The following is a 22,559-nucleotide window of genomic DNA, read 5'->3' as shown; positions in this document are numbered from 1 at the left end:
GGGCGTTCCGAGGCGTTCGACGGTGAGCGACAACCCCTCTCGGAGGTTCTCACTGACTTCCTCGTGAATCACCGATACTGTCCCGTTGATAAGCAACCGCCACCGGTACTGGTTGCCACGCCGTTCCGTGCGCATTATCAATCCCTCACCGATGTGCTTCGCCGCGACGAGCGGAATCGACCGTTGGTCGTCGCCTTCACGACGAAGCCAATGAATTTTCCGCGATTCGGCGTTCGACGAGAGGATCGTGTACTCGTACTCGGACACGGGCGCACCNATTTTCCGCGATTCGGCGTTCGACGAGAGGATCGTGTACTCGTACTCGGACACGGGCGCACCGCACATTCCGGCCTTACTCGGATCACTCGCAACGCGGTCCAGTTTGTCGTCGAACTCGTCAAGGACAGCAGCGGAGCCGACGACCTTTTCGATACCCCACACCGCCTCACTGGTCGCATTGATTACCATCGACCGGGCGTACAAGTCCGGATTTTCGATAAAGAGATCCATCACCTCGTTAGCCCCCTTCTCGTACTCGACTGTGAAGACAACCTCGCNCCATCGACCGGGCGTACAAGTCCGGATTTTCGATAAAGAGATCCATCACCTCGTTAGCCCCCTTCTCGTACTCGACTGTGAAGACAACCTCGCGCATTATCCGTCCGTTCGAGTTTCCCAGGTGAAACCTGTTAGGTGTATCATTCGTACGATATTTAATATAGAAACCGTGATATGTTTGATGATTAGATCGGGAGATAGAACTTCTCGAGCAGGGCGAGTCCAACACCATGGACGAACCCGTGGACGTATCCCACCCNCCGGCGCACTCGCGCTGGAGAGGAGAGATCGATGTCAACCCGAAGTCAACTCCGATTCGTCCACCGAAACGAGTCTGCAGCAGAACAGGAATCGACCAATCGCATCGCACAGGTCTACCGGCATTCCGACGGCTATCCTGAGAGTGTCCTCCAAGATCTCGCCCAGCTCAAACAACTGCTCGAGAAGACACGAACAGAACGTGGTCCCAGCTACGCCGCCGCGCAGTTCATCTTCCCCGAGACGCTCTCGAGTATGAGCCTCTACGTGGACGAAGGACGTGAGCGAAGCATTCGCGCAGATCAGCCGGATAACCTGCTGGACCCGTCGAACATGGAACATCTCGAGCAACCGTTATTCCTGCTCGGCCACGGCGTTGAGAATCCTGCCAATGGCATTCACGGTGACGAAGAGTACCTCTACGTCGTTGAATTGCCGTCGCGAAACCTGTTCGACGAACTGACTGAGTGGACCGTCAAGGTGAGCGACCACGCCGGCTTTCCACGGTGGGACGGGCCGACAGACGAGGCGTTCGAGCGAGCCACCTGGCAGTTTCATGGACCGCTGGAAACTGCTCTCAAGGCGTTGCAAGTCGAGTCCGTGTAACGACCTCGGTTCAGATCCTGTTGCCAACAGCGAGGGGTTCAACAACGGTGAGAACACCAGTATCAGTGTTCCCGGAATTTAACCTCTCGACTGGCCAAGCTATATCCACCACGTGTTTCGGTCACACAATTTTTCAAATAGATACCACGTACAGATACTAGCCCACGCATGAATGAACGACGAAATCGTCAACTGAGTGCCATCGTTGGTACGTTTCTTGTCCTCATCGCCGGTGGTGTCGTCCTACTTGTTGAGAATCTGCTTAAAACACCACTCCTACTCAGCCAGGTAACGTTGCTAGGACTAGCAGGCATCTTCGATATCGTGGCAGCGACCGACACGCGACTAACTGACCGCTGGGCATGGTATCAATGGAGCGGCCTTGGAAACATCCTTCTCGGACTGTCACTCCCACTCGGATTCGTGGGAAGTGAAAACAGTCTCTTTTTGGTTCTAGTGGCCGCCATCGGTGGACTTTCGCTAGCGGCAATGGGCATTGACATGCTCGTCTATCATGGACAGTATACCCGTAGTGAAAGACTCGACCGAAATAGCACATAAAGTGAACGACCACTCCAGCTTGCTTCGGTAGGGCGGTCCAACGGACACCGTGTTCGAGCAAGCATCCTGACAGTTCAATAACCCGCTCCCGAGACGCTGTCGATTGAGTCTGCGGGACGACTGTCAATTCAGATCACCAGCAGGGTTTTGCGAACAGCCCTGTAACCGTGCACTATGAGCCACACCACTGACGACTTTGCCAAATTCATGGCCGGTGATCCAGAGGACAACGAAGAAGTTCCCCTCGGTGATGCGTTACAGGAACTGGCTATCGACATTGAGGTTGATGCTGTCGAAGAGGTCCGTGACGTCCGCGAACGGCTATGAAACTGCTGTATATAGGATAGATCTCTGAGTAGTGTGGCGACACACTAGGTTTTTCAGGACCAGTCTCATAGTGATAGATATGAGTAGTGAGCGGATCGACGCCGAAAGCAAGGTATCAGGAAATCAAGCGAACATCCCGGCTCGGATTCGGCGTGAACTCGATATCGACGACGGGGATCAGCTTCGGTGGCATATCGAAGATGATGGGAGCATTCGCGTTCAGGTCATCCAACAGCAAACAGGCACGTTCACCGATTTCGATGGCTACGAGGGAGAGACGGCCACTAACGTCACGACCGATCATGACGCTTGGGGCGTCGATGTGAAGTAAATGCCACGCGCTCTCATCGATACAACGGTCCTCTTCGCAGCAGCATACCGACGAGACAGTTCCCACGAAGCCGCGCTCCCGATACTCCATGGCATCGACAGTGGGTCCCTTCCAGAGGCAGTGGTCCTTGATTACGTCCTCGCAGAAACGCTCAACGGCCTCGTTACCCACGCCGGCCACGACGCAGCTGTCGACCTCCTCGACCGTATTGAGGAAAACGCTCGCTTCCATATCGACTCGCTCACTGCCGACGCCCTTGCGACGGGAAAAGCACTGTTCCGACAGCACGAACCACTGTCCTTTGTCGATAGCTGCATTATTGCGTATATGCAGACCGAGGGGCTCGGTTATCTGTATGCGTTCGACGATGACTTCGATGCAGCAGAGGATGTCTATCGACTTGACACAGCTACGAACCCCTACGATCCCGACTGACGCCGACGGGCGGTGATGAATTGCTACCAGTCACTGTCTTCAGAAGAAACGAGACGCCGGTGCCCACTGACTAACAACTCTCCAACTGCTCGAGTCTGGCGTATTTTTGAGACCCCTTGAGGGGCGGAGGTCTTCTCGAGTTCAGTTCGATTCGATTCGACTCGGGAAGCAATGATCAAACATGGCTACGAGCAGCAGCTCCCGGGAAACGTTCGACGATTCGGACACCCGACACGACGAGATGCACAGTACGATCGAGGCGTGGGTCCAGGACCTCGTCGACAAGGTCGATGACGCCGTCTCGAGCGAGCAGTTCAGAGAGTGGTTAGACGTCCAGAGTCGGTTCCACGACTACTCGCACCGAAACACGCTGTTAATCAAACTCCAGTGTCCGCACGCGACACGTGTTGCTGGCTACCGAACGTGGCAAAACGAGTTTGACCGACACGTCAAAGAAGGGGAAACAGCGATCTGGATCTGGGCACCCATCATTGCAAAGCAGTGCCCTGACTGCGGAAACTCGCCGTCGTACCACGAGCGCAGTGACTGTGAGTACAACGAGACACCGCCGGACAGTTGGGAAAAGGGACTCGTGGGCTTTCGACCAGCGCCCGTCTTCGATATTTCGCAGACTGATGGCGAGCCACTGCCCGACCTCGAGACCGAAGCAAAGGGACAGGCTGACGAGTTGGTTCCCGCACTCCTCGAGGCAGCAGATCCCCTCGAGGTGGACGTAGAGATCGTACCACCCCAAGACTGGTCGCATGGGAGTGCCAAGGGCATCTGTCAGTATCGGCCAGCGGAACAGCCACATGTCGCTGTCCGTGATCGCGAGAATGACGCTGATCTTGCCGTCACGCTCGTTCACGAGTACGCCCATGCGCTGTTACACAGTGGCGTCGACGACGAGGCTGAGCGATCGAAACGTGAGCTCGAGGCCGAAGCGGTCGGTTACATCGTTGGACGGCACTTCAAGTTGGATACCAGTGGGTCAGCGTTCTACCTCGCCGCGTGGCACGGTGACGAACCAGAGACGATCCTCGATCGGCTTGAGCGAATCAGTTCGACCGCTCAAGAGGTCATCGACGTCGTCAGTGGGGAAGTCGACGATGAGTGATCGACCGCTTCTGCCCAAGATCATCATTGCGCTCGAGGAACAGGGCCTCGATCGGGACGAGTACCAACTCCAGCGGGTGATCGACGTCGAAGCACTCGAGCGACTTGTAGACTCGATGGGTCCACAGACTGATACTGATCTCGAGATTCGGTTCTCGATTGGGGAGTTCCGTGTGATAGTGACACCATCCGATGTTGCCGTGATGAAGATGTCGTGAACCGCCTCGGGGTCAAGCCCCGAGGCACTCGCCTTGCACTGCCTGTAGAGTTCGTCAGCGGCTTGTCCGGTCGTCTCAGCTGAACTCGTCGCTCGTGAACTTGCGACGAAGATAGCAGCACCACACCCCGAAACCAGCACGCCAGCGATCAACGACGACGGTCTGGGGAGAATCCATGAGTTCCATTTCATCGTAGAAGCGGCTGTAATCAACACTGTGAAAAGACTTCTATGACGCCCTCTATAGTATAGCTATCGTCCGATTTCACTGCCACCGCGGGTATGAACAGATGAACGAAGGACCTCGCGAATCAGACGGAGCACTGATTCATGTGCATCCGGCGGCATCCCGTCACACCAGGCATTTGTTCCGCCTACGATCCCATCGATACTACCAGCCATCGATGCCTGAACAAGCATCCGACGCTCTACCTCGGGATCATGTAATACGGGGGTCTGCGTCACGTGTGAGAGACAGGCTGCGATCGCGTGCCCACCCCAATTCGAAACCGTTGCCGGAACCAAGAGATCCGTTTCAATGTCCGCTGCTGTCCCTGCTCCACAGCCACACTGACATTCGTCCCCGTACTGGATCTCATCTTCGACTGTTTCTTGAACAAGACCCATACCGACCTCATTTCCTGCGTCGCCGACAGAGACCGTCAACACATCAGCCGGAAGTCGACTGTAGAGTTCATCCACTTTGGCTGTCTGTTCGGTCACGTCGTATCCAGACATATTGTGGTAGACTCCCTCCTTGTTTGGAGCGGCCTTCTCTACGGCGATGACCGCAGCGGGGTCAACCTCTGACAAGATTTCCTCGACATACTTCTGAGCCTTAGAGCGGTCAGCGGGGAATGGTTCGACCGAGACAGACCGTTTGTTATTGGATACTGCCTCTCGATCAAGAACACGGAGTTCACCAGCCGTTGCCGTTGCCTCACAAATATCGACAGCCGCAGGTTCACATGCAATGATCGGGTTTGCATCGAGAGCACTGTCGACAGCACGTGCAACAGAGACCGCTCCGAGTGGCCCATCTGTCTCCTGAACCATCGACGGCGGAATCAAAAAGCCAGTGAGCACAAGCACAGTATCCTCGGAATCGACAGCGTTATTGAGACGTTCAGCAGCCTGCATCGAAGGGTTGCTCCCTTGTTTTTCGCGAACTGCAGAGGAAATGGGATAAATCGTATCGCGACTCCCGATATCAGTCGTCGTTAGGTCATCGACAATCGTAGCCACGTTTTTTGTATTTTCTGGCATTATTATCCTGATTGAGTGGTGTTTAGTACTCTATAAAGACTTGTCAGCGGTCACTCGTCTGCTTGGTCGTCGAACTGGATTATCTCTCGTTCCTCAAGTTGCATGAGGAAGTGAGCAAGCGTTTCGTTGACTGGTTCGACACGATCGGCGTCGTGTTCTTCGGCGACGATCGATGCGATCTCAGAGACGGTATGATTGCCGTCGCAGTGGCGCCAAACGGTCGTCCCGACTGGATCCAGCGTGAGTTCGCGTTCACGGCTTGTCCCGAAGAGATCGAACAGGAACTGGTCGAGTCGATTTCGTGGGGATTTCGTCCACGTGATCGTGACTCGTCGGTCGCCATCACTGATCGTTACTTCCCAGTCGTCCGTGGTTCGTGTCGGGATAGCATTCGGCGCATGCGTGCTCATGTATCGACCGTTTGGGGCCCGCGGAGGACACCGACAGTGAAGATTCCGACAAGGGCGACAAGAGCCACAACGCCAAGGATCGTCTGTGTTTCGGCGCCGAACCCTAATGGGAACGGGGCACCGCTGGCCGCGCCGATCTCGAGGATGTAGAGCGCGCCGATGACGATCCCCATGATCGCTTCGCCGGTGATCAGCCCAGCAGCGATAATCCGTCCCCGGTAGGTTGTATGTTCCTCGACGGTGCCGTCCTCGTCGTCGTTCCGCGCGACGTACCAGTCGATTCCAGCACGGAGCAGGCCGCCCAAGAAGATCGGCGTCGCGAGCGTGATCGGAAGGTAGATCCCGACTGCGAAAGGCAACACTGGGACGTCCATGAGGATCAAGACGATCGCAAAGACGGCGCCAATGAGGATCATCCCCCATTGGGCGGTTCCAGTGAGAACTCCTTCAGAGATCAGTGCCATCATCCCCGCCTGTGGTGCGGGAATTGTCTCGCTCCCAATGCCGTACGCCTGATGGAAGAAAGACAGTACCCAGCCCGCAAAGAGGGCAGAGATTGCGATCCCAATCATCTGTGCGATCTGCTGGTTGCGTGGCGTCGCACCGAGAAGATAGCCGGTCTTCAGGTCCTGTGAGGTGTCGCCTGCGACTGCCGCAGCGATCGCGACGACTGAGGCCGTGACAAGTACCACGACAGGATCGGTCACGCCGGTCGACTTCAGTGCTAGCGCGGCGATCAGGATCGTCGCAACGGCCATCCCAGAGACGGGGTTCGACGAACTCCCCACAACCCCAACCAGATATGCGGAGACAGCAACGAAGAGGAAGGTGGCAACGACAGCGATGACCCCGCCCAACAGTCCGACTTGAACCTGTGGAATTGCGACCAACGCGAGCGCGATCACGGCAGCCCCGATAACGACGAGCTTCATCGGGAGATCTCGCTGCGTTCGCCGCTGTTGCTCCGTTGCAGTCGTCGCGGAGCCGCGAAGATCGGCCATGGCTGTTGCGAGCGCATCGCGGATCGTCCCGCTCATCGAAAGAATCGCATAGAACCCGCCGACGATCATCGCGCCTGCACCGACGTAGCGGATGTACTCGTCCCAGACTGCGTTCGCCTGCGTCATAAGCGTCGCGTCGGCGGCCGCCTCCGGAACGAAGCCGCCCGTAATGAGCAGCGGGATTAACATCATCCAGGCGATCAACCCGCCGCCGAACACGTAGCCAGCAATCTTTGGACCGATGATGTATCCCACGCCGATCAGTGCGGGAGTGAAATCGCCACCGATGGCGAATCCACGAGTCTGACCCGCCGAAAAGGCCGTCTGAATGGTCGTCTTGAACGCAGCCATCCCGCTAGCCAGCCACATATAGACGAAACTCACGAAAAAGCCAAGCGAGATGAGCTTTACGCCCCCCTCGCCCTGTGAGCCAGCTTCGAGAACGTCTGCACACGCAGTCCCCTCCGGATAGGGGAGTTCCTCGTGTTTGTCGACAATGAGATATCGACGCATCGGGATCATAAAGAGAATCCCAAGCAGTCCGCCCAGAACTGCGACCGCTGCGGTTCCGGCAATGTCGATGGGTTGATCAAGGAACGTGACGCCAGCGATCGTAAAGATCACGCCGGCTGCCAGCGCCTCGCCCGCGGACGTCATCGTCTGGACGATATTGTTCTCGAGGATCGTCCCGCCGATACCGGCGTTGCGAAGTGCGTAAAACACGCCCATGCTGATGACCGCAGCTGGGATCGAGGCGCTGATAGTCATTCCCGACCGCATCCCGAGATACATGTTCGCGGTCAACAGCACCACGTTGAGCGCAAGACCGATCAGGACTGCCTTGATCGTGAGTTCTGTGACGCTTTTCCCAGCGGGGACGGTTGGAGACGGGCCGTCTCTCGCTGTCTGTTCGTTCGCTGTGCGACTGTCGTTCGACGCGATTGTATCTTCCGATGGTCCGTGAGACATGTTCGAATCAGGCGGCCGTCCTCGTCACCCAGTGCCAAAAAACAACTTGAGTGTCACAACGGAGGGAATTTCCGTGGTGATGCACCGAGTTCGTGGGAAAGCGGTTCCGCGTTCAGGATTGGTGTAGTCAGTTGCAGCTATAAATACAGAGCGTTCTTCGGAAACGGATTGCTAGCCGGATAGGGCGACTTATGAGATTTAGATTGAAACGTTACAGTGATGCACTTCATTGTCGTCGGAGCAGGGAGCGTCGGCACTCTATTGGTAGATATCGCATCACGAACTCGAAACGACGTGGTAGTCATCGAGAACGACACGACGAGAGCGAACGAGATTGCCAACAAATACGATTGTCTGGTACTCAACGACGACGCTACGAAAGAAGAAATACTCGAGGAAGCAGGCGCTGACCGAGCTGACGCCCTCATCTCGACACTCGAGTTGGACGCGACGAACCTATTTGTCTGTCTGCTCGCGACCGAACTCGGGATTCCAACTGTTGTTTCTGTGCTACATCAGCCTGAACACCGAGAGCTGTTCCGCAAGATGGGTGTCAATGCGGTCAAAAGTCCTCACCAACTCGCCGCTGAATCACTGTATCGGACGGCACGACAGCCTGCGATTATCGACTACATGCCGGTTGAAGGCGATGCAGAAGTGTTCGAAATCGACGTCACAGAACAGGCACCGATCGCGGGGCAGACTCTCAAGAAGGCTCGATCAGACGAGGTGATTCCTGATGATGTGCTTGTCGTCGCTGTCGTCCGCGAGGACGGCAACGCGCCACAGATCGCTCGCCCGACAACAGCGATCGAACCCGGTGACCGGCTAACCGTCTACTCCGAACGTGGAACTGATCCAGCAGTGACGGATATCTTCGGATTCTTTGATGATTATCGATGAGAAGTGACACGGTCGCGCCTCTCGGACGGGATCTTGGCTGGATGCTTCGGGTTCTTGGTGGACTGATTTTGGTATCGGTCGTCGTCCCGCTCGTCTGGGGGGAATACTACGCCGTCCCAGGACTTGTGATCTCAGGGCTGGTACCGGTAGCGATTGGATGGGGGCTCTCAACAGCGTTCGCTGATGCCGACAGTCCAGACAAACTCCATGGAATGATGATCGCCGCTACGGGTTGGTTCGCTATCGCAGTGTTCGGTTCGCTGCCGTTTCTCACGATTGCCTGGATTGCGACACTTACACCAGGTGGACTCGGACTTGCGACACCATCCCCGACGGAGAGTCTCACCGTCTTCACGAACCCACTGAACGCGCTCTTCGAGAGTATGAGTGGATTCACTGGAACAGGATTAACGATGGCCGAAGACGAGAGTACGCTCCCACGGACGCTACAGTGGTGGCGGAGTCTGATCCAGTGGGTCGGCGGTGTTGGTGTGATCGTGCTTACGACGGCAATCCTTGCTCGTCCCGGAAGCGGGTCGTTGACACTGTATAAAAGCGAGGCGCGGTCGCGGAAGATTCATCCCAGTATCGTCTCGACTGTACAAACGATCTGGTGGATCTTTCTTCTGTTTACGTCACTCTCGATTCTGTTGCTCTGGCTGGCCGGGCTGCCACCGTGGCAGGCAATCAATCACGGTATGACCGCTATTTCAACCGGCGGATTCTCGGTTATCGACGGGTCGATCGGTGCATACGATAGCGTTGTCATCGAGGCCGTCTTGCTCCCGATTATGATTGCGGGCGGCATTGCATTTCCGGTCCACTATCTCGTACTTCAGGGGGACTTACGAGGACTCTATACGGATCTTCAGACGCGATGGTTGGCCGCAGTTCTCGTGGTTGGGTCGGTGTTTCTCTGGCTGTTGGTTTCGCCGGCGTACGATTCGGTCATGGAAGCGTTCCGATACGGCGTCTTCCAGTTCGTTTCAGCACTGACTGCCACAGGATTCCAGACGGCGACTGAACCGGCACCCCTCTCGCTGGCTGTCTGGCCCACAAGTGCCCTGCTCACGCTGGTGTTCGCGATGGTCGTTGGCGCAGCAGCCGGTTCCACCGCCGGCGGAATCAAACTCATTCGGCTGATAATGCTGGTGAAAGGGATCCGATTTCGCGTCTCCTATGTTTTCTATCCCGACAGTACTGTCCACCGACTTTGGATTGACGGCCGGGTCCTCGACCAAGAAGAAGGTCCCCGGGAATTCGGAGAAGCAGCGATCATTGCTCTCCTCTGGTTTGTGTTCCTTGCAACGAGCCTGTTCGTTCTCCTGATGACTCTCCCGAGCGAGACCTATCCCCTGGAAATGATCCTCTTCGAAATCGCAAGTGCACAAGGGAACATCGGCCTTTCGGCCGGGATCACTGGCCCCGAGTCGTTACCGACGGCCGGCAAGCTTGCATTCATCCTGAATATGTGGATCGGCCGACTCGAGATTATCCCGATCCTTGTCACACTTCGAGCACTCTTCTGGCGAGGTGGCATCTACGAATGAGTCGGCGTCACTACCGAAGTCGACTCCTTACCTGGGTACTAAACTCGGGTCCGGATGATCCAGTCTACAATCTCTATCTCATGCTTGGGCCGCTTCTGATTCTTTTCGTCGTCCTTGTCGGAAGGAATAGCATGACGACGGTTCTTGTTGCCGGATACATCGTCGGATTCGTTGTCTACACGATTTACAACGTGTCCACGACTCTGGAACCCCCCGACTGGGTGCAACATCCGTAACTACCAGCTATGGTAAACGGTGGGGTTCCATGGTTCCGCCGGGTTAGAATATTTATTGGTTTATCGATGAAGTAGTGCTGTCACTCGTTCGATTCCGGTTGCGTCAGACGCCACGACTCGGTCCCACAGGAATAACGCAGGCGGAAGCGCAACGACAGATGCCGCAAATGAATAAAACACGCTCAACGCGATCAAGATTCCGAAGTCACCAAGTACGGGCGTAATCGCGAGCGTAAGCGCCCCGGTTCCAATCGACGTCGTGAGCATACTCCCGGTGAGCGCACCACCAGTCCTCGACAACGTCGTTGTAACCGCCGATAGCGTCTCCGGTTGATCATTGTATTCATCTACAAACCGATGGGTAAAGTGAACTGAATAATCGATCCCAAGTCCGATAGCGAACGAGAGAAGTAGCCCCGTTACGGCATTCAACGGCATATCGAGTAGCCGCATCGTGCCAAGCAGGGATGCAATAGCGATCCCTATCGGAAACACGTTGATCAGCCCAATCCCCGGTCTCTGCTCGAGGACGGCATAAATGATCACGAGGAATACTGTTGAGAGAATAAGAGCAAGTACCATGCCCTGAATCGACGACACGAAGAGAATGTCAGTGATCGCATTATAAATCAGGGGCGTTCCTGTAGCAGTTGCAGCATAGCGGAAGGAATCAGCGTGATCGGCTCCGTCCGCCGCGATTTCGTCCACCGTGGTCCCTGCTTCGATAGTGTACTCGATCTGTGCTGCTCGGCGATCGTCAGCCAAGTACTGTCGTGCCTCTGGACCTGCTGACGAAGCGAACAGTTCGTCGTAGATCAAGTCGAGATTGCGGTCTGGAATTCCATTGTCATTCCGGTCGTTGCGGTCGATGAGAGCAGCGAACTCAGGGTCCTGTGCGGCATGAGATCGAATGACCGTGACGATACTCTGCGATTCCACCTGTTCGTCCGACCCGACAGCGAACGTACTCGGCGGATCATTGTCTGGTCTGGCCAGCGCCTCGAGCGCGTGATCCTCTTCGAACGGCCCTTCGACATATATTGTGACAGACTGATCCTGATCAGTCACAAACCGGTCTTCGAGTAAGTTGAGCGTCTCAGTAGCGGTGTACTCACCAGGGGCAAACGGTTCCGGCACGTGTTCACCGTACCACGCCTCGTCTTCAGGTGGCAGGAAGTCCTCCTGTTCAAACGTCGTTTCGACGCCGGTGCCGTATGCACCCATTCCAGCCCCGAATATCAAGAGAATAATGACCAAGATCACCGGAGCACGCTTTCCGACAGTCGCTGACACAGCCAAGAGACGACCAAGCGAGGACTCCTCGGAGGCGATCGGTGTCGAGTTGAACTCCGGAACGCCATATCGAGTCCGGAGGCGATCGGCCCGAAGCTTCACCGCAGGTAAAAACCCAGCAAAAATAACGAACGCGAAGACAATCCCGACAGCTGCTGTGAGTCCCATCTCCCGCATCGGCTCGAGGTCAGAAAAGAGGTTCGCGCCAAAGCCAAACATTGCGGTAGCGGTGACGATGGAAAAAGCGATCGAGAGTTGGTTTATCGAAGTACGCATTGCGGGGACCGGATCGCAGCCTGAAACCTTTTCCTCCCGATAGCGGTTGATGATGTGTATCCCGAAGTCGACTCCGACAGCCAACAACAGGACTGGAACGATAATCATCTCCTGCCCGAACGGGATCCCGGCATAGCCGAGGAATCCGAACGTCCAGACGATCGTCATTAATAGCGCGATCAAGCCAAGCGCCAAATCAAACGGATCTCGGTAGGCAATGGCGAGGAATCCTAAAAGCAGCGCCACGACGACGGGCATAACCATCACGAACGAATCGCTGATGACGTCCTCGAGTTCGGAGTCGACAAGTCCGCTCCCGAACGCCCGGAGGTCTGCCGGTTCATCCTCTGCCAGCGTGTTGATCGTCGTCAGAATGCCATCCATATCCTCGTCATCGAACCCGGACGGGACATCGTGTTTGATAACCGTTATGGACGCCGATGCCGATGCCTGGTTGCGGTTGAAATCCTCTGACACCAGCATCGAGAACTCACGACTCGCGCTTACCTCTTTGACCGCCTGTCGAATCTCCGTATCTGTTGCTCGGTCGACTGCTCGGCGCTGTTCGGCCGGCGTTTCGGCGGCAGGATCAAGCGCCTGTGCGACCATCGTCGCAGGCCCGTGTGCGGACTCCATCCTGAGATCCGGCCGATCGTTGATCCGCTCGAGCAGGTGGAGCACGTGGAGAAGTGCTTCCTGAGTGAGGACATCGCTCCCGTCGTGTATCAACTGTGTTGTCTCGCTATCGGTTGTGAACGGTCCTCCGAACTCCTCGTCGACAGCATCTTGTGCTTCTTTGACTTCGAGTCCCTCTGAATACCTGTCGCCCAGGTCTGTTTCCGTCTCAACCAACGGTATGCCGGCGGCGAAAAGCGCAGTCCCGAGGAGAAACACGATAACGACTGCTCGAGGTCGGGAGACGATGAGTTCGGTAAGCAGTGAAATCGTCTCGTCAATCCGGTTTCCGATGCTAGTCATGGACAATTGATGATTTTACTCCGTCGACAGGATAGCCATTCTCAGGAGTATAAGTGGTCTTGATTGCAACGGAGGCCTGGTCGACACCTATACGGCGGCTCCACCTTCCCGAACCAACTAGACATGTTGATTCGACACGGCAAACCGGACAAGTGGTCACGGCTTCCAACGCCGTTGGACCTCCTGTATGCGGAAATAACCCTGCGACATCGGTCAGATACTGTTCGGCGACGGCAGAGCGAACACTCGGCGATGTCGCCGGCATTATAGCGGCGGGAACCGGTCGGACCTTTCCCTGGTTCCTTCCCGACCATCTGTTTGCGCCTGAGCGAACAGAGAATCCGGCGCAGGCACCCGTACGAGCATGCGCTATTATTAAAATTATTTGACCAAAACGCTTTCGATCATATCGCAAGCGGGCCTGGAGTCATTGACGTCTTCATCCACGTTTCACGTGGGGTGGAAGTCAAGGACCTGCGATACATCCAGCCATGGGAGATATAATTCTGTATCTCTGCTAGAAAAGATGAAAAGGTGGTGAAACAGCTCTGTTGAAACCCTCAACAGGTAATAAGAAGAGCGCGTTGAATACAGAGGATGAGTGCAGCAGTACGATCTCGTTTGTTTCACACCGGAACCAGCGAACTATCCACTCACTACAGGTGCGAATCTAACGCTGATACTTCTATCAGATTCCGGTTATATTGGTAGATCTATGATGAATTACTCAGTACAGTCCGTAGACTTAGTTATCATGGTCAGCAACTGCGTTTTCCTGTCGGTGGTACTCCAGTGAAGTGAAGTGATATTTAACTAGCTCTGGAATACCTGTCTAACGGTACTTCTTTTCCATTTTTGATCACTCAAATTATGGCTTCCTCAACGTACAAATCCAAGTGTCGTTATCTAAACAACTGCGGCAACTGACGAACGGACGTGGATCGAGATCAGTCAGTCTAACAGGCCAAGTTCATCGAGACGTGACGAGATAACGTCGAGTGCGCGGCCAGCATCCGCCGGTTCTTTTGCTCCTGTGACGACGACTTTGCCGCTACCGAAGATAAGGGTGACCACGTTGGGGTCGTCCATGCGATAGACCAGACCCGGGAATTGCTCGGGTTCGTATTCGATGTTTTCGAGACCGAAGCCGATGGCGATGGCGTTTAGATTGACTGCAGATCCGAGGTCGCCACTCGAAACGATATTTTGGATAGTGATTTCTGGATTAGATGGAACGTCGATACCTAGGCCACGGAGTTCATCGAATACAATGTTGAGACTTTCGTAGACGTCGTCGGTGCTTTTCGCACCCGTGCAAACGATCTTGCCCGACCGGAAAATCAGTGCGGCGGATTTCGGGTTCTGGGTCCGGTAAACTGCCCCGGGGAACCTCTCTTGGTCGTAGTCCGTTCCGTCGAGGTCTTCGGCGACCGCCTCGAGGTTGAGTTCCCGATCCACTCCAGTTGAAGCGACAACATTCTCTATCGTGGGAGAGTGTTCCGAAGTGATCATGCTTATATGGAGAATAAGCATTTAAATGCGAAATAGGTGCTGATCTCTATGGGACCACTACGTGACGAAATATTCATTCAGCTTCTATTTTAACCCTCTGTATCTTCGAATACAAGGAAAAAGTATCGGCTGTGTCCTGTGTTTAAATTGCATTAGGTAAGTATGGGAATATAGGTTCGTTATTTAGCACGTAGTTTATGGTAATTATCGTATATTTTGATTGTCTCTCTGCTATCTTCTTGACCTATACTTACCGATCACTCCCCTTCCCAGATCGGCTCTCAGCCTGTGCCGCATTCGCGCTTTGCGCTCTGTATCCGGCAAGGTCGCCAAAACCTATCACCGAATGAGGGTTTCAACAAGGCCGGTGAAGCTACAACACTGACCGATTACAGTTCGACGAGAATCTTCACTGCTTCTCGCTCCGGACTAAGAAGCGCCTCAAACCCATCTTCAACAACATTCTCTAGTTTAATTCGACTGCTGATCAGTGCTTCTGGATCAAGGTCCTCCGATTCGAACATACCGATGACCGCACCGAATTCCTCGTCTGACTGTGGACCTCCTTCATAAGCGAGCGTCCCACTGAGTGTCCGCTCACCCATAACGAATTCATTCGGATTTAGTTCTACGGTCTCTTCGAAGATGCTGACGATCGTGATGTTCCCACTAGGAGCGGTCGACGCGATTGCATCCTGAACTGTCTGCTCAATCCCTGCGGCTTCAAACGCCACATCAACGCCACCATCAGTCTGCTCAGTAATGTATTCAGCTGCGTCAGTCTCAATCGGGTTAATTGTCTTATCTGCTCCAACTTCAGATGCGAGGTGACGCCGTGAATCCTGCGGTTCAACACCGTAGATCGTCCCCGCGCCAGCTGCCTGCAGTACCTGAATCACCGTCAGGCCAATTGGACCTGTTCCATAGACAGCAACTGAATCACCAGCAGAGAAATCACTGGTCTGGACTGCATGAAATCCAACACTGAACGGCTCAACAAGAGCGCCGTATTCTGTAGGGACTGAGTCTGGAAGCGTGATTGCTTTCTCTTCAGGAACAACAACTTCCTCAGAGAGCCCACCGCCACCACCAGAAAGACCAATGAATCCACCCGACTCGCAGAGGTGATAATTCCCTGCTTCACAGTGCTGGCACTCATCACAGTAAATGATCGGGTTCACTGCTACGTGATCGCCAACAGAGATATTGCTCACTTCTTCGCCCACTTCCGTCACTTCGCCCGCAAACTCGTGACCCATCGGAATCGGAAGCTCTTCACCCGTTACCGGGTTTGGCTCTCCTTCATCAGGGATGAAAATCGGACCTGCCGTATACTCGTGAAGATCCGAACCGCAGATCCCACATGCTTCCACGGCAACACGGACTTCATTTGCAGCAGGTCCTTCTGGCTCTTCAATATCTTCGACACGAACGTCTTCCTGTCCATAATAAACTGCTGCTCTCATTACGGAGTTACCTTACTGCCCTCTGTGGATAATAGTTTGGTTGCATCGGACTCTGTTGAAATCCTAAGTAATCATACATATTGCAATAGGTATAGAGTGTACGACATACTCCCGAATCTTTCACAGGATAGAGATAACGGCTGGTTGGTGGTTCGAGAGACCGAAGATCTCTCGTCATCACGAAAGGCGCTTAGTAGTTCACAGAAGAATTGGGTACATGGTGTAGCGTATTTACTCGAGACTGGTATTCTTGCTGTGTATCTTCAATTGAGTTTACCCAGAGTTTACTGAATCACTATTGTGCCTTTCGAACGACACAGCCAGCGGTTCGCCTGTTCAACCGTAGCGAGGGCAATTTATCCCCACGAGAACAGGTCACGAACCGCGAACCGTAATCACCCACCTGCGGTCGGGAATCCCCATCCTCAGCGAACCCGAATGGGTGCACGCAGGGCGGAGAGGATGTTAATTATCGATAGATGTTCCGTCTCCGAGTTCCGACAAAAGCGTGTCAGCTGCAGCACTGGAAGACAGGGGACCGCGGGCAGTAATCAAGTCGCCGTCAACGATAACGTTCTCCTCGGCGTCAGGATCAGCATCCCAATTGGCACCAGCAGCCCGCACTTCATCTTCAACCCAGTAGGGGAGCTTACGCCCATCTGGCAAGCGGTCATTCTCGTCAACGAGGTCTTCCTCCCAGGCATTAGGGAATCCGGTCACATCTCGGTCTGCGACTAGATAGTCACCGTCACTGGTTCGCGTGAACGCCATTAGTCCAGCAGCGTGACAGACAACTAATGCCTTGCCGTCGTCACCCTCGACTGCATCGCGCAGGAGCGCGCGAGCGTGACTGTCGGTGTTGATATCCCACATTGTCCCGTGTCCACCCGGGAACACCACTACATCGTAGTTCGTTGAGTCGACGCTGGCGATTGGCTCGGGATTCTGAATTCCTTCGTAACTCTCGTGGAGGTCTTGAGCGAGTTCTGCTGCCTCCTCGGTGACGAAAGCATTGTCGGGATTCAGTGAGGTCTCATCGATGACTGGTTTCGATCCCGATGGAGTCGCGATGTCAATATCAAAGTCCTTGTTTCTGAGTTCGTCAAGTGGATTCGCGCATTCTTCGCCCCAATAGCCTTCTTCACTGATAACAAACAGAGCAGATGGCATCGATGTCGTGTAGAGGTCTGGAACGGAAAAGCCACCGGGTACTATTGTGTATTGCCGCTACATTACTCTCGTAGCCAACACAGTTCCTGAAATCCACTCACAAGCACCCTTACCCGAGTTATACGATTAATTATCACGGAGCTACTGACACACACTCATTTCGAGAAAATACAACACATAGCAATATTATCCGGCTACCCTGGTTATCGCCAGTCGTAAGTTAGTGGCTGGGACTCGAGTGCCTTGAGACGCTGCTCTATCGCCGTGAGTACCGTCGAATACACCTCAAGTGCCGCCAGAAGTTGATTCGACAACTACTACCGGTTCGTAGTAACTTCTAGCTTTCAACTGATGAGTGTCGACTGCGTGACTATATTCACATACTTTACCTGGGTGAATCTGCCGTTCCGGTAGGTGTTGCTGGGATCGAAATTGACTCTATCTGTGTACCGAATGGCAGGTGTGCGAAATTCAAACCGCGAGTGGATATTCGCTGAACGTCCCGAGGGCGAACCGGACATGGACAGTTTCGAACTCCGCGAGCGCGACATTCCGGACCCGAAATTCGGGCAACTTCTTGTCCGCGTTCGCTACCTCTCAGTTGATCCGTATATGCGAGGACGGATGCGGGACACCGAATCGTACGCGGAGCCGTGGGAGGTTGGCGACATAATGCACGGCGCCGTTGTTGGTGAGGTCGTCGAAAGTAAGAGCGACGCCTACGACGCTGGCGATCTTGTGACAGGAAACGGAACCTGGGCGGACTACAGTCTCCTTGATGCCGATAGCGTCATGCCCGTTGACCCCAATGTGGCTGACCTACCTGCGTACCTCGGCGTGCTCGGAATGCCGGGCCGAACAGCGTACTTTGGACTGCTTGAAGTTGGTGACCCTAATCCAGGAGATACAGTTGTGGTCTCTGGAGCGGCCGGCGCAGTCGGCTCCGTTGTCGGGCAGATTGCGAAGATGAGTGGCTGTCGCGTTGTTGGGTTTGCTGGCTCCGAGGCGAAAGTCGAGTGGCTTACCGAGGAACTCGGCTTCGATACTGCGATCAACTACAAAGAAGTTGATGATTACGAGGCAGCACTGGATGATGCTGCACCAGGTGGCATTGATGTCTACTTCGACAACGTCGGAGGTCCGATCACGGATGCGGTGTTTACAAAACTGAACCTTGACGCCCGCATCGCCGTCTGCGGGCAAATTGCCCACTATAACGACGAGGAAGTGGCGACGGGGCCACGGAAGCTTACACAGCTCATCGCAACGCGAGCAAAAGTGCAGGGACTACTCGTCGCTGACTATGCCACTCGATTCGAGGAAGCTAGCGAACAACTTGGCGAGTGGGTTGCGACCGGCGACATCGATCATCGCGAGACCGTCGTCTCCGGACTCGAAAACGCACCCGACGCATTCCTCGGATTGTTCTCCGGAGACAATATCGGAAAACAGGTTGTCAAGATATCCGATTGATATCTTCGACCCTCTAAAGCGCGGAGATGGTGTCAACCTCGCCTACTTTCGCTCGGTGGTTGCACTTTGGCTCGAGACATCTCAACAGATCGTAAACGGCAGGGGACTTTCCTTGTAGAAAGATAGTTCGCTCAACCGATAGAGTTGAAGCGAAAGACCTCGGTTGCCCATGACCGTCTTCGGGTCCGAGTTGCCGAGACGCGCGCAATGGTTGATGTCTGTCCGTCTCCAGTGATCAGTATCCCATGCGCCACGTCGAGATTTCGCTCCGACCGGAGACGCGCGAACCAGTCTTAGAGGTACTTGACTCGGAACGGATTGACTACACAGTCGTTCCGACCGACGACAGCAGCGAGTACGAATCCCTCGTATCATTCACCCTCCCGAAAAGTGCCGTCGAAGTCATCTTAGACGAGTTAGAGAGGGTCGGACTCGGCGAGGACGATCACACGGTGATCGTTACGGCAGACATGGTCATCTCCCAAAAGTTCGGAGTTCTCAAAGATCGGTTCACGGGAGAGGTGCTGGACGATCAGCGCCTCGCTCGCTACGAACTGTACGCCGAATCGGAAGGACTCATATTGACGATTCCGATATACGTGACGCTGACGCTGGTCAGTGCGATCGTTGCGACGGCCGGGCTGTTACTCGATTCGGCCGCCGTCGTGGTCGGGTCGATGGTGATCGCACCCTTGATCGGACCGACGCTCGCAGCCAGCGCCGGGACCGTTCTCAACGAACGCGACTTGCTCTGGACCGGGGTTATGTATCAAGTGCTGGGCGTCAGCGTAGCGATTGCCGGTTCCGCGGCGTTCGCCTGGCTCTCGAAGTCGCTGTTTCTCGTACCGCCTGGGATTGAGGTCCTCGAAATCAACGAAGTCAGCGAACGGGTCCTACCTCACCTCCTCTCGCTGGTCGTCGCCTTCGGCGCGGGAATTGCCGGCGTGTTGTGCCTTTCGACGGGTACCTCTGTCACACTGGTTGGCGTGATGATTACTGCTGCACTGATCCCGCCCGCCGCAGCGGCCGGCATCGCTATCGCATGGTGGATACCGAACGCCGCAGTCGGCTCGCTCGTCCTCGTCTTCGTCAATCTGCTGGGCGTCAATATCACGGGCCTCCTCACCCTCTGGGCGATGGGATACCGCCCCCAAATTCAGAGTGAGGAAGGGATCGCACGGCAGTTAGTCCGTCGTCGCCTCATCGTGTTGACGTTCGTCATCCTAGTACTGTCGATATTCCTGATCGGTGTCACGTGGGCGTCGTACGAACGCGCATCGCTTGAGAACGACGTCACGACGGAAGCGGAGGCCGTCCTCGACTCGTCAGCGTATCAGGACACCTACCTCGTCGAAGTCGAACTATTTCTTGAGGAAGAAATCCCGTTCGAGCCCGTAGTACGAATCGAAGAAGGGTCCCTATTCGAGGGACCCGAACGTATTGTAATCACGGTCGAGCAGCCGGGCGATGACGACCATCCGGAACTTGTCTCGGAACTGGACGAACGAATTACCGACGAAACGGGAGACGACGTACGGGTCGACGTTCGGTTCATTGAGTACGATACTGCGTAGGGATTTCAGCGCTCTCCGACTGATAGTGACATCCACTCGCCTACAAGGGTCTCTTACCCACAAAGAGCGTGACTCCATGAAAATCCGCTTAATTCTAAACAACCTACGAGGGCGAGTTCCCCGACCCACCGGGGTCGGGGGNGAAGCCCGACACTCGGCCTAGTGTTCCGTCTCCTCGATATATCGTTCAACCACTTCCTCCGATACTGCCCCTGTCGTCCCCACGTAGTACCCGACTTTCCAGAATCCGCCGCCCCAGAAATACGACTCCCGAATCTCGGGATACTGTTCCAGCAAGTGCTTACCAGAGTACGACTTGAATTGCCCAGCGATGTTCGCCGGACTGTGTTTCGGGTCTGTTTGCACGAACAGGTGTACGTGGTCGTCTGCAATCTCCAACGCCAGAATCTCGTGCCCGAAGTGGTCAGCAGTCTCACTAAACAACNCTGTTTGCACGAACAGGTGTACGTGGTCGTCTGCAATCTCCAACGCCAGAATCTCGTGCCCGAAGTGGTCAGCAGTCTCACTAAACAACACCCGCACATCTTCTTCAACCACGTTGAGAACCGGGTGGCGGTACTTGAGGAACCAAACGAAGTGATACTTGCAGGAACTAACCGAATGTGCATGACTGCGGTACTCTTCCATCCCTAATCCCTACATTTATGATAGTATAGAACGNAGTGATACTTGCAGGAACTAACCGAATGTGCATGACTGCGGTACTCTTCCATCCCTAATCCCTACATTTATGATAGTATAGAACGATTGTCAAAGTATGGGTGAAGAAGCCACGAAAACCATTCAGACGCGCCTTCACATAGCGTCTGGTGAGCGGTCGTGGCTTCACGACGCCCGCCTCGCCTCACGCGAGATATTCAACCAAACCATCCGCCTCAAACAACACGGGTACACTCGCACCGAGATACAGAAGGAGGTTGACCGCGACGACTTCTTGCGGAACAACAAGTGCGCGGTCGTCGGCAAAGCCCTCCAAACGTGGGACTCCTACCACTCGCTCAAAGAGTGGTGGGAAAACCAAGACGACCCCGATGGCGGCAAGCCGACGCCGCCGAGTACGGACAAATCAGGCGCGTACCCGCTCGTGATGGCGCACACGGAAGGCTATCGCCTCACCGTGGACAACGACACGAGCCGCATCCAATTCCGCATCAGCCCGAAACCCTACAAGAAGGTGAAAGGCCACCTGCGCGGCGAGCCGGACGCAATGGACGAACTTCGAGACGCTCTCGCGTCGAATAAGGTGGATGTGGGGCAGGCCGAACTCCTGTACCGCGATGGCGTGTACTACCTACACGTCACGGTCACACGCGAGTTCGACGTGCCCGAACCCNCGAGACGATGCGGACGAAAGGCACGCTCGTCCTCGACTACGGACAAGTCAAGCAGGAACGCCAACGCTACCACACCATCACCACTCGGTGTCAGGAACACGGCAAGACGAGTATCCATCGGAAACTCGGTGACAAGGAAGAACGATTCACCGAATGGGTACTCCATCGGCTCTCCCGTGCTGTCGTGGAGTTCGCAGAGCAGTTCTCAAACCCGGTCATCGTGTTCGAGGATATGAGCGGTATCCGCGACGAAATTCAATACGGGACGTATATGAACCGCCGGTTGCACAAACTCCCGTTCCACAAGTTCGAGAAGTTTGTCTCGTACAAGGCGACGTGGCGGGAGATTCCCACTGATACGGTGGACACCTACTACAACTCGAAGACGTGTTCGTGCTGTGGTGAGCGTGGGTATCGGCAGGGACGACGGTTCTGCTGTACGAACGATGAGTGTGATGTGGTGCAAGACCACGCCGACCGGAATGCGTCGGTGAACATCGCGTGGCGCGAGAAGGTGAAACTTAACGGCAACAACACGAATTACCGGACTCACAAACCCCAGCCGCAAGTTCAGTTGGTGCGTCTGTCCGGGTCGGGGCGCGTAAGCCGCCCAACCTCATCCCGCTCGCTTGCCGAGCAGGGAGTGCTAGCGCACGGCTGAGGAAATTACAAAAGCCTCGGGCCACCGTGCCCGAGGCTGTTTACNTCATCCCGCTCG

19 protein-coding genes and 3 pseudogenes are annotated in these 22,559 nt (G+C 55.0%); 12 read left to right on the top strand and 10 right to left on the bottom strand.

What is annotated here, in order from left to right; genetic code table 11:
* Both C476_RS17160 and C476_RS19955 read right to left on the bottom strand, forming a co-directional pair.
* Positions 1 to 585: pseudogene (locus tag C476_RS17160) on the bottom strand (hypothetical protein); the annotation flags it as partial.
* Positions 560 to 655: pseudogene (locus tag C476_RS19955) on the bottom strand (helix-turn-helix domain-containing protein); the annotation flags it as partial. The pseudogenes C476_RS17160 and C476_RS19955, both read right to left, overlap by 26 nt.
* 194 nt (positions 656 to 849) lie before the next feature.
* Between C476_RS19955 and C476_RS17155 the strand changes: the two are divergent.
* From C476_RS17155 to C476_RS17130, 6 genes are all read left to right on the top strand, one after another.
* Positions 850 to 1,422 carry a hypothetical protein gene (locus C476_RS17155; protein ID WP_008015302.1) on the top strand — a complete coding sequence of 191 codons (573 nt, stop codon included), beginning with the start codon at positions 850 to 852 and terminating at the stop codon, positions 1,420 to 1,422.
* Between the two features lie 735 nt (positions 1,423 to 2,157).
* Positions 2,158 to 2,310 carry a hypothetical protein gene (locus tag C476_RS19085; protein ID WP_008015298.1) on the top strand — a complete coding sequence of 51 codons (153 nt, stop codon included), beginning with the start codon at positions 2,158 to 2,160 and terminating at the stop codon, positions 2,308 to 2,310.
* Positions 2,311 to 2,389: 79 nt separating this feature from the next.
* Complete coding sequence (locus C476_RS17145) at positions 2,390 to 2,641, top strand: AbrB/MazE/SpoVT family DNA-binding domain-containing protein (protein WP_008015295.1); 252 nt, start codon at positions 2,390 to 2,392, stop codon at positions 2,639 to 2,641.
* Entirely contained in the window at positions 2,642 to 3,076 is a 435-nt protein-coding gene (locus C476_RS17140; protein ID WP_008015293.1) for a PIN domain-containing protein, read from the top strand.
* Between the two features lie 181 nt (positions 3,077 to 3,257).
* Positions 3,258 to 4,193: an ArdC-like ssDNA-binding domain-containing protein gene (locus C476_RS17135; RefSeq protein WP_008015291.1), complete on the top strand. Its 936-nt coding sequence runs from the start codon at positions 3,258 to 3,260 to the stop codon at positions 4,191 to 4,193.
* Positions 4,186 to 4,410, top strand: a complete 225-nt coding sequence (locus tag C476_RS17130; RefSeq protein WP_008015290.1) for a HalOD1 output domain-containing protein — start codon at positions 4,186 to 4,188, stop codon at positions 4,408 to 4,410. The genes C476_RS17135 and C476_RS17130 overlap by 8 nt, the downstream gene beginning before the upstream one ends.
* 251 nt (positions 4,411 to 4,661) lie before the next feature.
* Here C476_RS17130 and C476_RS17125 read toward each other — a convergent pair whose 3' ends face one another.
* The 3 genes from C476_RS17125 to C476_RS17115 are packed head-to-tail and all read right to left on the bottom strand — an operon-like array spanning position 4,662 to position 8,055.
* On the bottom strand, positions 4,662 to 5,675 hold the full coding sequence (locus C476_RS17125; protein WP_083857107.1) for a glutamate cyclase domain-containing protein: 1,014 nt from the start codon (positions 5,673 to 5,675) through the stop codon (positions 4,662 to 4,664).
* Positions 5,676 to 5,725: 50 nt separating this feature from the next.
* A complete protein-coding gene (locus C476_RS17120) occupies positions 5,726 to 6,085 on the bottom strand; it encodes a PqqD family protein (protein WP_008015286.1) in 360 nt (119 codons plus the stop codon).
* A complete protein-coding gene (locus C476_RS17115; protein WP_008015284.1) occupies positions 6,082 to 8,055 on the bottom strand; it encodes an OPT family oligopeptide transporter in 1,974 nt (657 codons plus the stop codon). The genes C476_RS17120 and C476_RS17115 overlap by 4 nt, the downstream gene beginning before the upstream one ends.
* 219 nt (positions 8,056 to 8,274) lie before the next feature.
* Here C476_RS17115 and C476_RS17110 point away from each other — a divergent pair, with 219 nt between their 5' ends.
* Genes C476_RS17110 through C476_RS17100 form a run of 3 tightly spaced genes read left to right on the top strand, consistent with a single transcriptional unit; the run spans position 8,275 to position 10,744 of the window.
* The gene (locus tag C476_RS17110; protein ID WP_008015283.1) at positions 8,275 to 8,958 is read left to right on the top strand and encodes a potassium channel family protein; all 684 of its coding nucleotides are present in this window, start codon (positions 8,275 to 8,277) and stop codon (positions 8,956 to 8,958) included.
* A complete protein-coding gene (locus C476_RS17105) occupies positions 8,955 to 10,508 on the top strand; it encodes a TrkH family potassium uptake protein (protein ID WP_049912064.1) in 1,554 nt (517 codons plus the stop codon). The genes C476_RS17110 and C476_RS17105 overlap by 4 nt, the downstream gene beginning before the upstream one ends.
* Positions 10,505 to 10,744, top strand: coding sequence for a DUF2177 family protein (locus C476_RS17100; protein WP_049912062.1), 240 nt, complete (start codon positions 10,505 to 10,507; stop codon positions 10,742 to 10,744). The genes C476_RS17105 and C476_RS17100 overlap by 4 nt, the downstream gene beginning before the upstream one ends.
* A gap of 60 nt (positions 10,745 to 10,804) precedes the next feature.
* Here C476_RS17100 and C476_RS17095 read toward each other — a convergent pair whose 3' ends face one another.
* The 4 genes from C476_RS17095 to C476_RS17080 all read right to left on the bottom strand — a co-directional run bounded on the left by C476_RS17095 (position 10,805) and on the right by C476_RS17080 (position 17,439).
* Positions 10,805 to 13,291, bottom strand: coding sequence for an efflux RND transporter permease subunit (locus C476_RS17095; RefSeq protein ID WP_008015280.1), 2,487 nt, complete (start codon positions 13,289 to 13,291; stop codon positions 10,805 to 10,807).
* A 951-nt stretch (positions 13,292 to 14,242) separates the two neighbouring features.
* Positions 14,243 to 14,803, bottom strand: coding sequence for a TATA-box-binding protein (locus C476_RS17090; protein WP_006183532.1), 561 nt, complete (start codon positions 14,801 to 14,803; stop codon positions 14,243 to 14,245).
* A gap of 389 nt (positions 14,804 to 15,192) precedes the next feature.
* The gene (locus tag C476_RS17085; protein ID WP_083857106.1) at positions 15,193 to 16,269 is read right to left on the bottom strand and encodes a 2,3-butanediol dehydrogenase; all 1,077 of its coding nucleotides are present in this window, start codon (positions 16,267 to 16,269) and stop codon (positions 15,193 to 15,195) included.
* Between the two features lie 465 nt (positions 16,270 to 16,734).
* Entirely contained in the window at positions 16,735 to 17,439 is a 705-nt protein-coding gene (locus C476_RS17080) for a type 1 glutamine amidotransferase domain-containing protein (protein WP_008015274.1), read from the bottom strand.
* A 462-nt stretch (positions 17,440 to 17,901) separates the two neighbouring features.
* Between C476_RS17080 and C476_RS17075 the strand changes: the two genes are divergently transcribed.
* Complete coding sequence (locus C476_RS17075) at positions 17,902 to 18,912, top strand: zinc-binding dehydrogenase (RefSeq protein ID WP_049912070.1); 1,011 nt, start codon at positions 17,902 to 17,904, stop codon at positions 18,910 to 18,912.
* 245 nt (positions 18,913 to 19,157) lie between these two features.
* Complete coding sequence (locus tag C476_RS17070; protein ID WP_008015270.1) at positions 19,158 to 20,486, top strand: TIGR00341 family protein; 1,329 nt, start codon at positions 19,158 to 19,160, stop codon at positions 20,484 to 20,486.
* Positions 20,487 to 20,645: 159 nt separating this feature from the next.
* Here the strand turns inward: C476_RS17070 and tnpA are convergent, their stop codons facing one another.
* Entirely contained in the window at positions 20,646 to 21,134 is a 489-nt protein-coding gene (gene tnpA, locus C476_RS17065) for an IS200/IS605 family transposase (RefSeq protein ID WP_008015269.1), read from the bottom strand.
* Between the two features lie 130 nt (positions 21,135 to 21,264).
* On the opposite strand from tnpA, the pseudogene C476_RS19885 reads away from it, so the two are divergent.
* A pseudogene (locus C476_RS19885) lies at positions 21,265 to 22,502 on the top strand (zinc ribbon domain-containing protein).
* Positions 22,503 to 22,559 lie beyond the last annotated feature (57 nt).

The organism is Natrinema limicola JCM 13563, from assembly GCF_000337475.1.
GTDB classification, from domain to species: Archaea; Halobacteriota; Halobacteria; order Halobacteriales; family Natrialbaceae; genus Natrinema; species Natrinema limicola.
The sequence above is the reverse complement of the archived record's forward strand: the minus strand, read 5'-3'. Positions and strand labels throughout refer to the sequence as shown.

Excerpts from the sequence above, each read along its gene's own strand:
- C476_RS17155 (WP_008015302.1), top strand. The coding sequence starts at position 850 with ATGTCAACCCGAAGTCAACTCCGATTCGTCCACCGAAACGAGTCTGCA.
- C476_RS19085 (WP_008015298.1), top strand. The coding sequence starts at position 2,158 with ATGAGCCACACCACTGACGACTTTGCCAAATTCATGGCCGGTGATCCA.
- C476_RS17145 (WP_008015295.1), top strand. The coding sequence starts at position 2,390 with ATGAGTAGTGAGCGGATCGACGCCGAAAGCAAGGTATCAGGAAATCAA.
- C476_RS17140 (WP_008015293.1), top strand. The coding sequence starts at position 2,642 with ATGCCACGCGCTCTCATCGATACAACGGTCCTCTTCGCAGCAGCATAC.
- C476_RS17135 (WP_008015291.1), top strand. The coding sequence starts at position 3,258 with ATGGCTACGAGCAGCAGCTCCCGGGAAACGTTCGACGATTCGGACACC.
- C476_RS17130 (WP_008015290.1), top strand. The coding sequence starts at position 4,186 with ATGAGTGATCGACCGCTTCTGCCCAAGATCATCATTGCGCTCGAGGAA.
- C476_RS17125 (WP_083857107.1), bottom strand. The coding sequence starts at position 5,675 with ATGCCAGAAAATACAAAAAACGTGGCTACGATTGTCGATGACCTAACG.
- C476_RS17120 (WP_008015286.1), bottom strand. The coding sequence starts at position 6,085 with ATGAGCACGCATGCGCCGAATGCTATCCCGACACGAACCACGGACGAC.
- C476_RS17115 (WP_008015284.1), bottom strand. The coding sequence starts at position 8,055 with ATGTCTCACGGACCATCGGAAGATACAATCGCGTCGAACGACAGTCGC.
- C476_RS17110 (WP_008015283.1), top strand. The coding sequence starts at position 8,275 with ATGCACTTCATTGTCGTCGGAGCAGGGAGCGTCGGCACTCTATTGGTA.
- C476_RS17105 (WP_049912064.1), top strand. The coding sequence starts at position 8,955 with ATGAGAAGTGACACGGTCGCGCCTCTCGGACGGGATCTTGGCTGGATG.
- C476_RS17100 (WP_049912062.1), top strand. The coding sequence starts at position 10,505 with ATGAGTCGGCGTCACTACCGAAGTCGACTCCTTACCTGGGTACTAAAC.
- C476_RS17095 (WP_008015280.1), bottom strand. The coding sequence starts at position 13,291 with ATGACTAGCATCGGAAACCGGATTGACGAGACGATTTCACTGCTTACC.
- C476_RS17090 (WP_006183532.1), bottom strand. The coding sequence starts at position 14,803 with ATGATCACTTCGGAACACTCTCCCACGATAGAGAATGTTGTCGCTTCA.
- C476_RS17085 (WP_083857106.1), bottom strand. The coding sequence starts at position 16,269 with ATGAGAGCAGCAGTTTATTATGGACAGGAAGACGTTCGTGTCGAAGAT.
- C476_RS17080 (WP_008015274.1), bottom strand. The coding sequence starts at position 17,439 with ATGCCATCTGCTCTGTTTGTTATCAGTGAAGAAGGCTATTGGGGCGAA.
- C476_RS17070 (WP_008015270.1), top strand. The coding sequence starts at position 19,158 with ATGCGCCACGTCGAGATTTCGCTCCGACCGGAGACGCGCGAACCAGTC.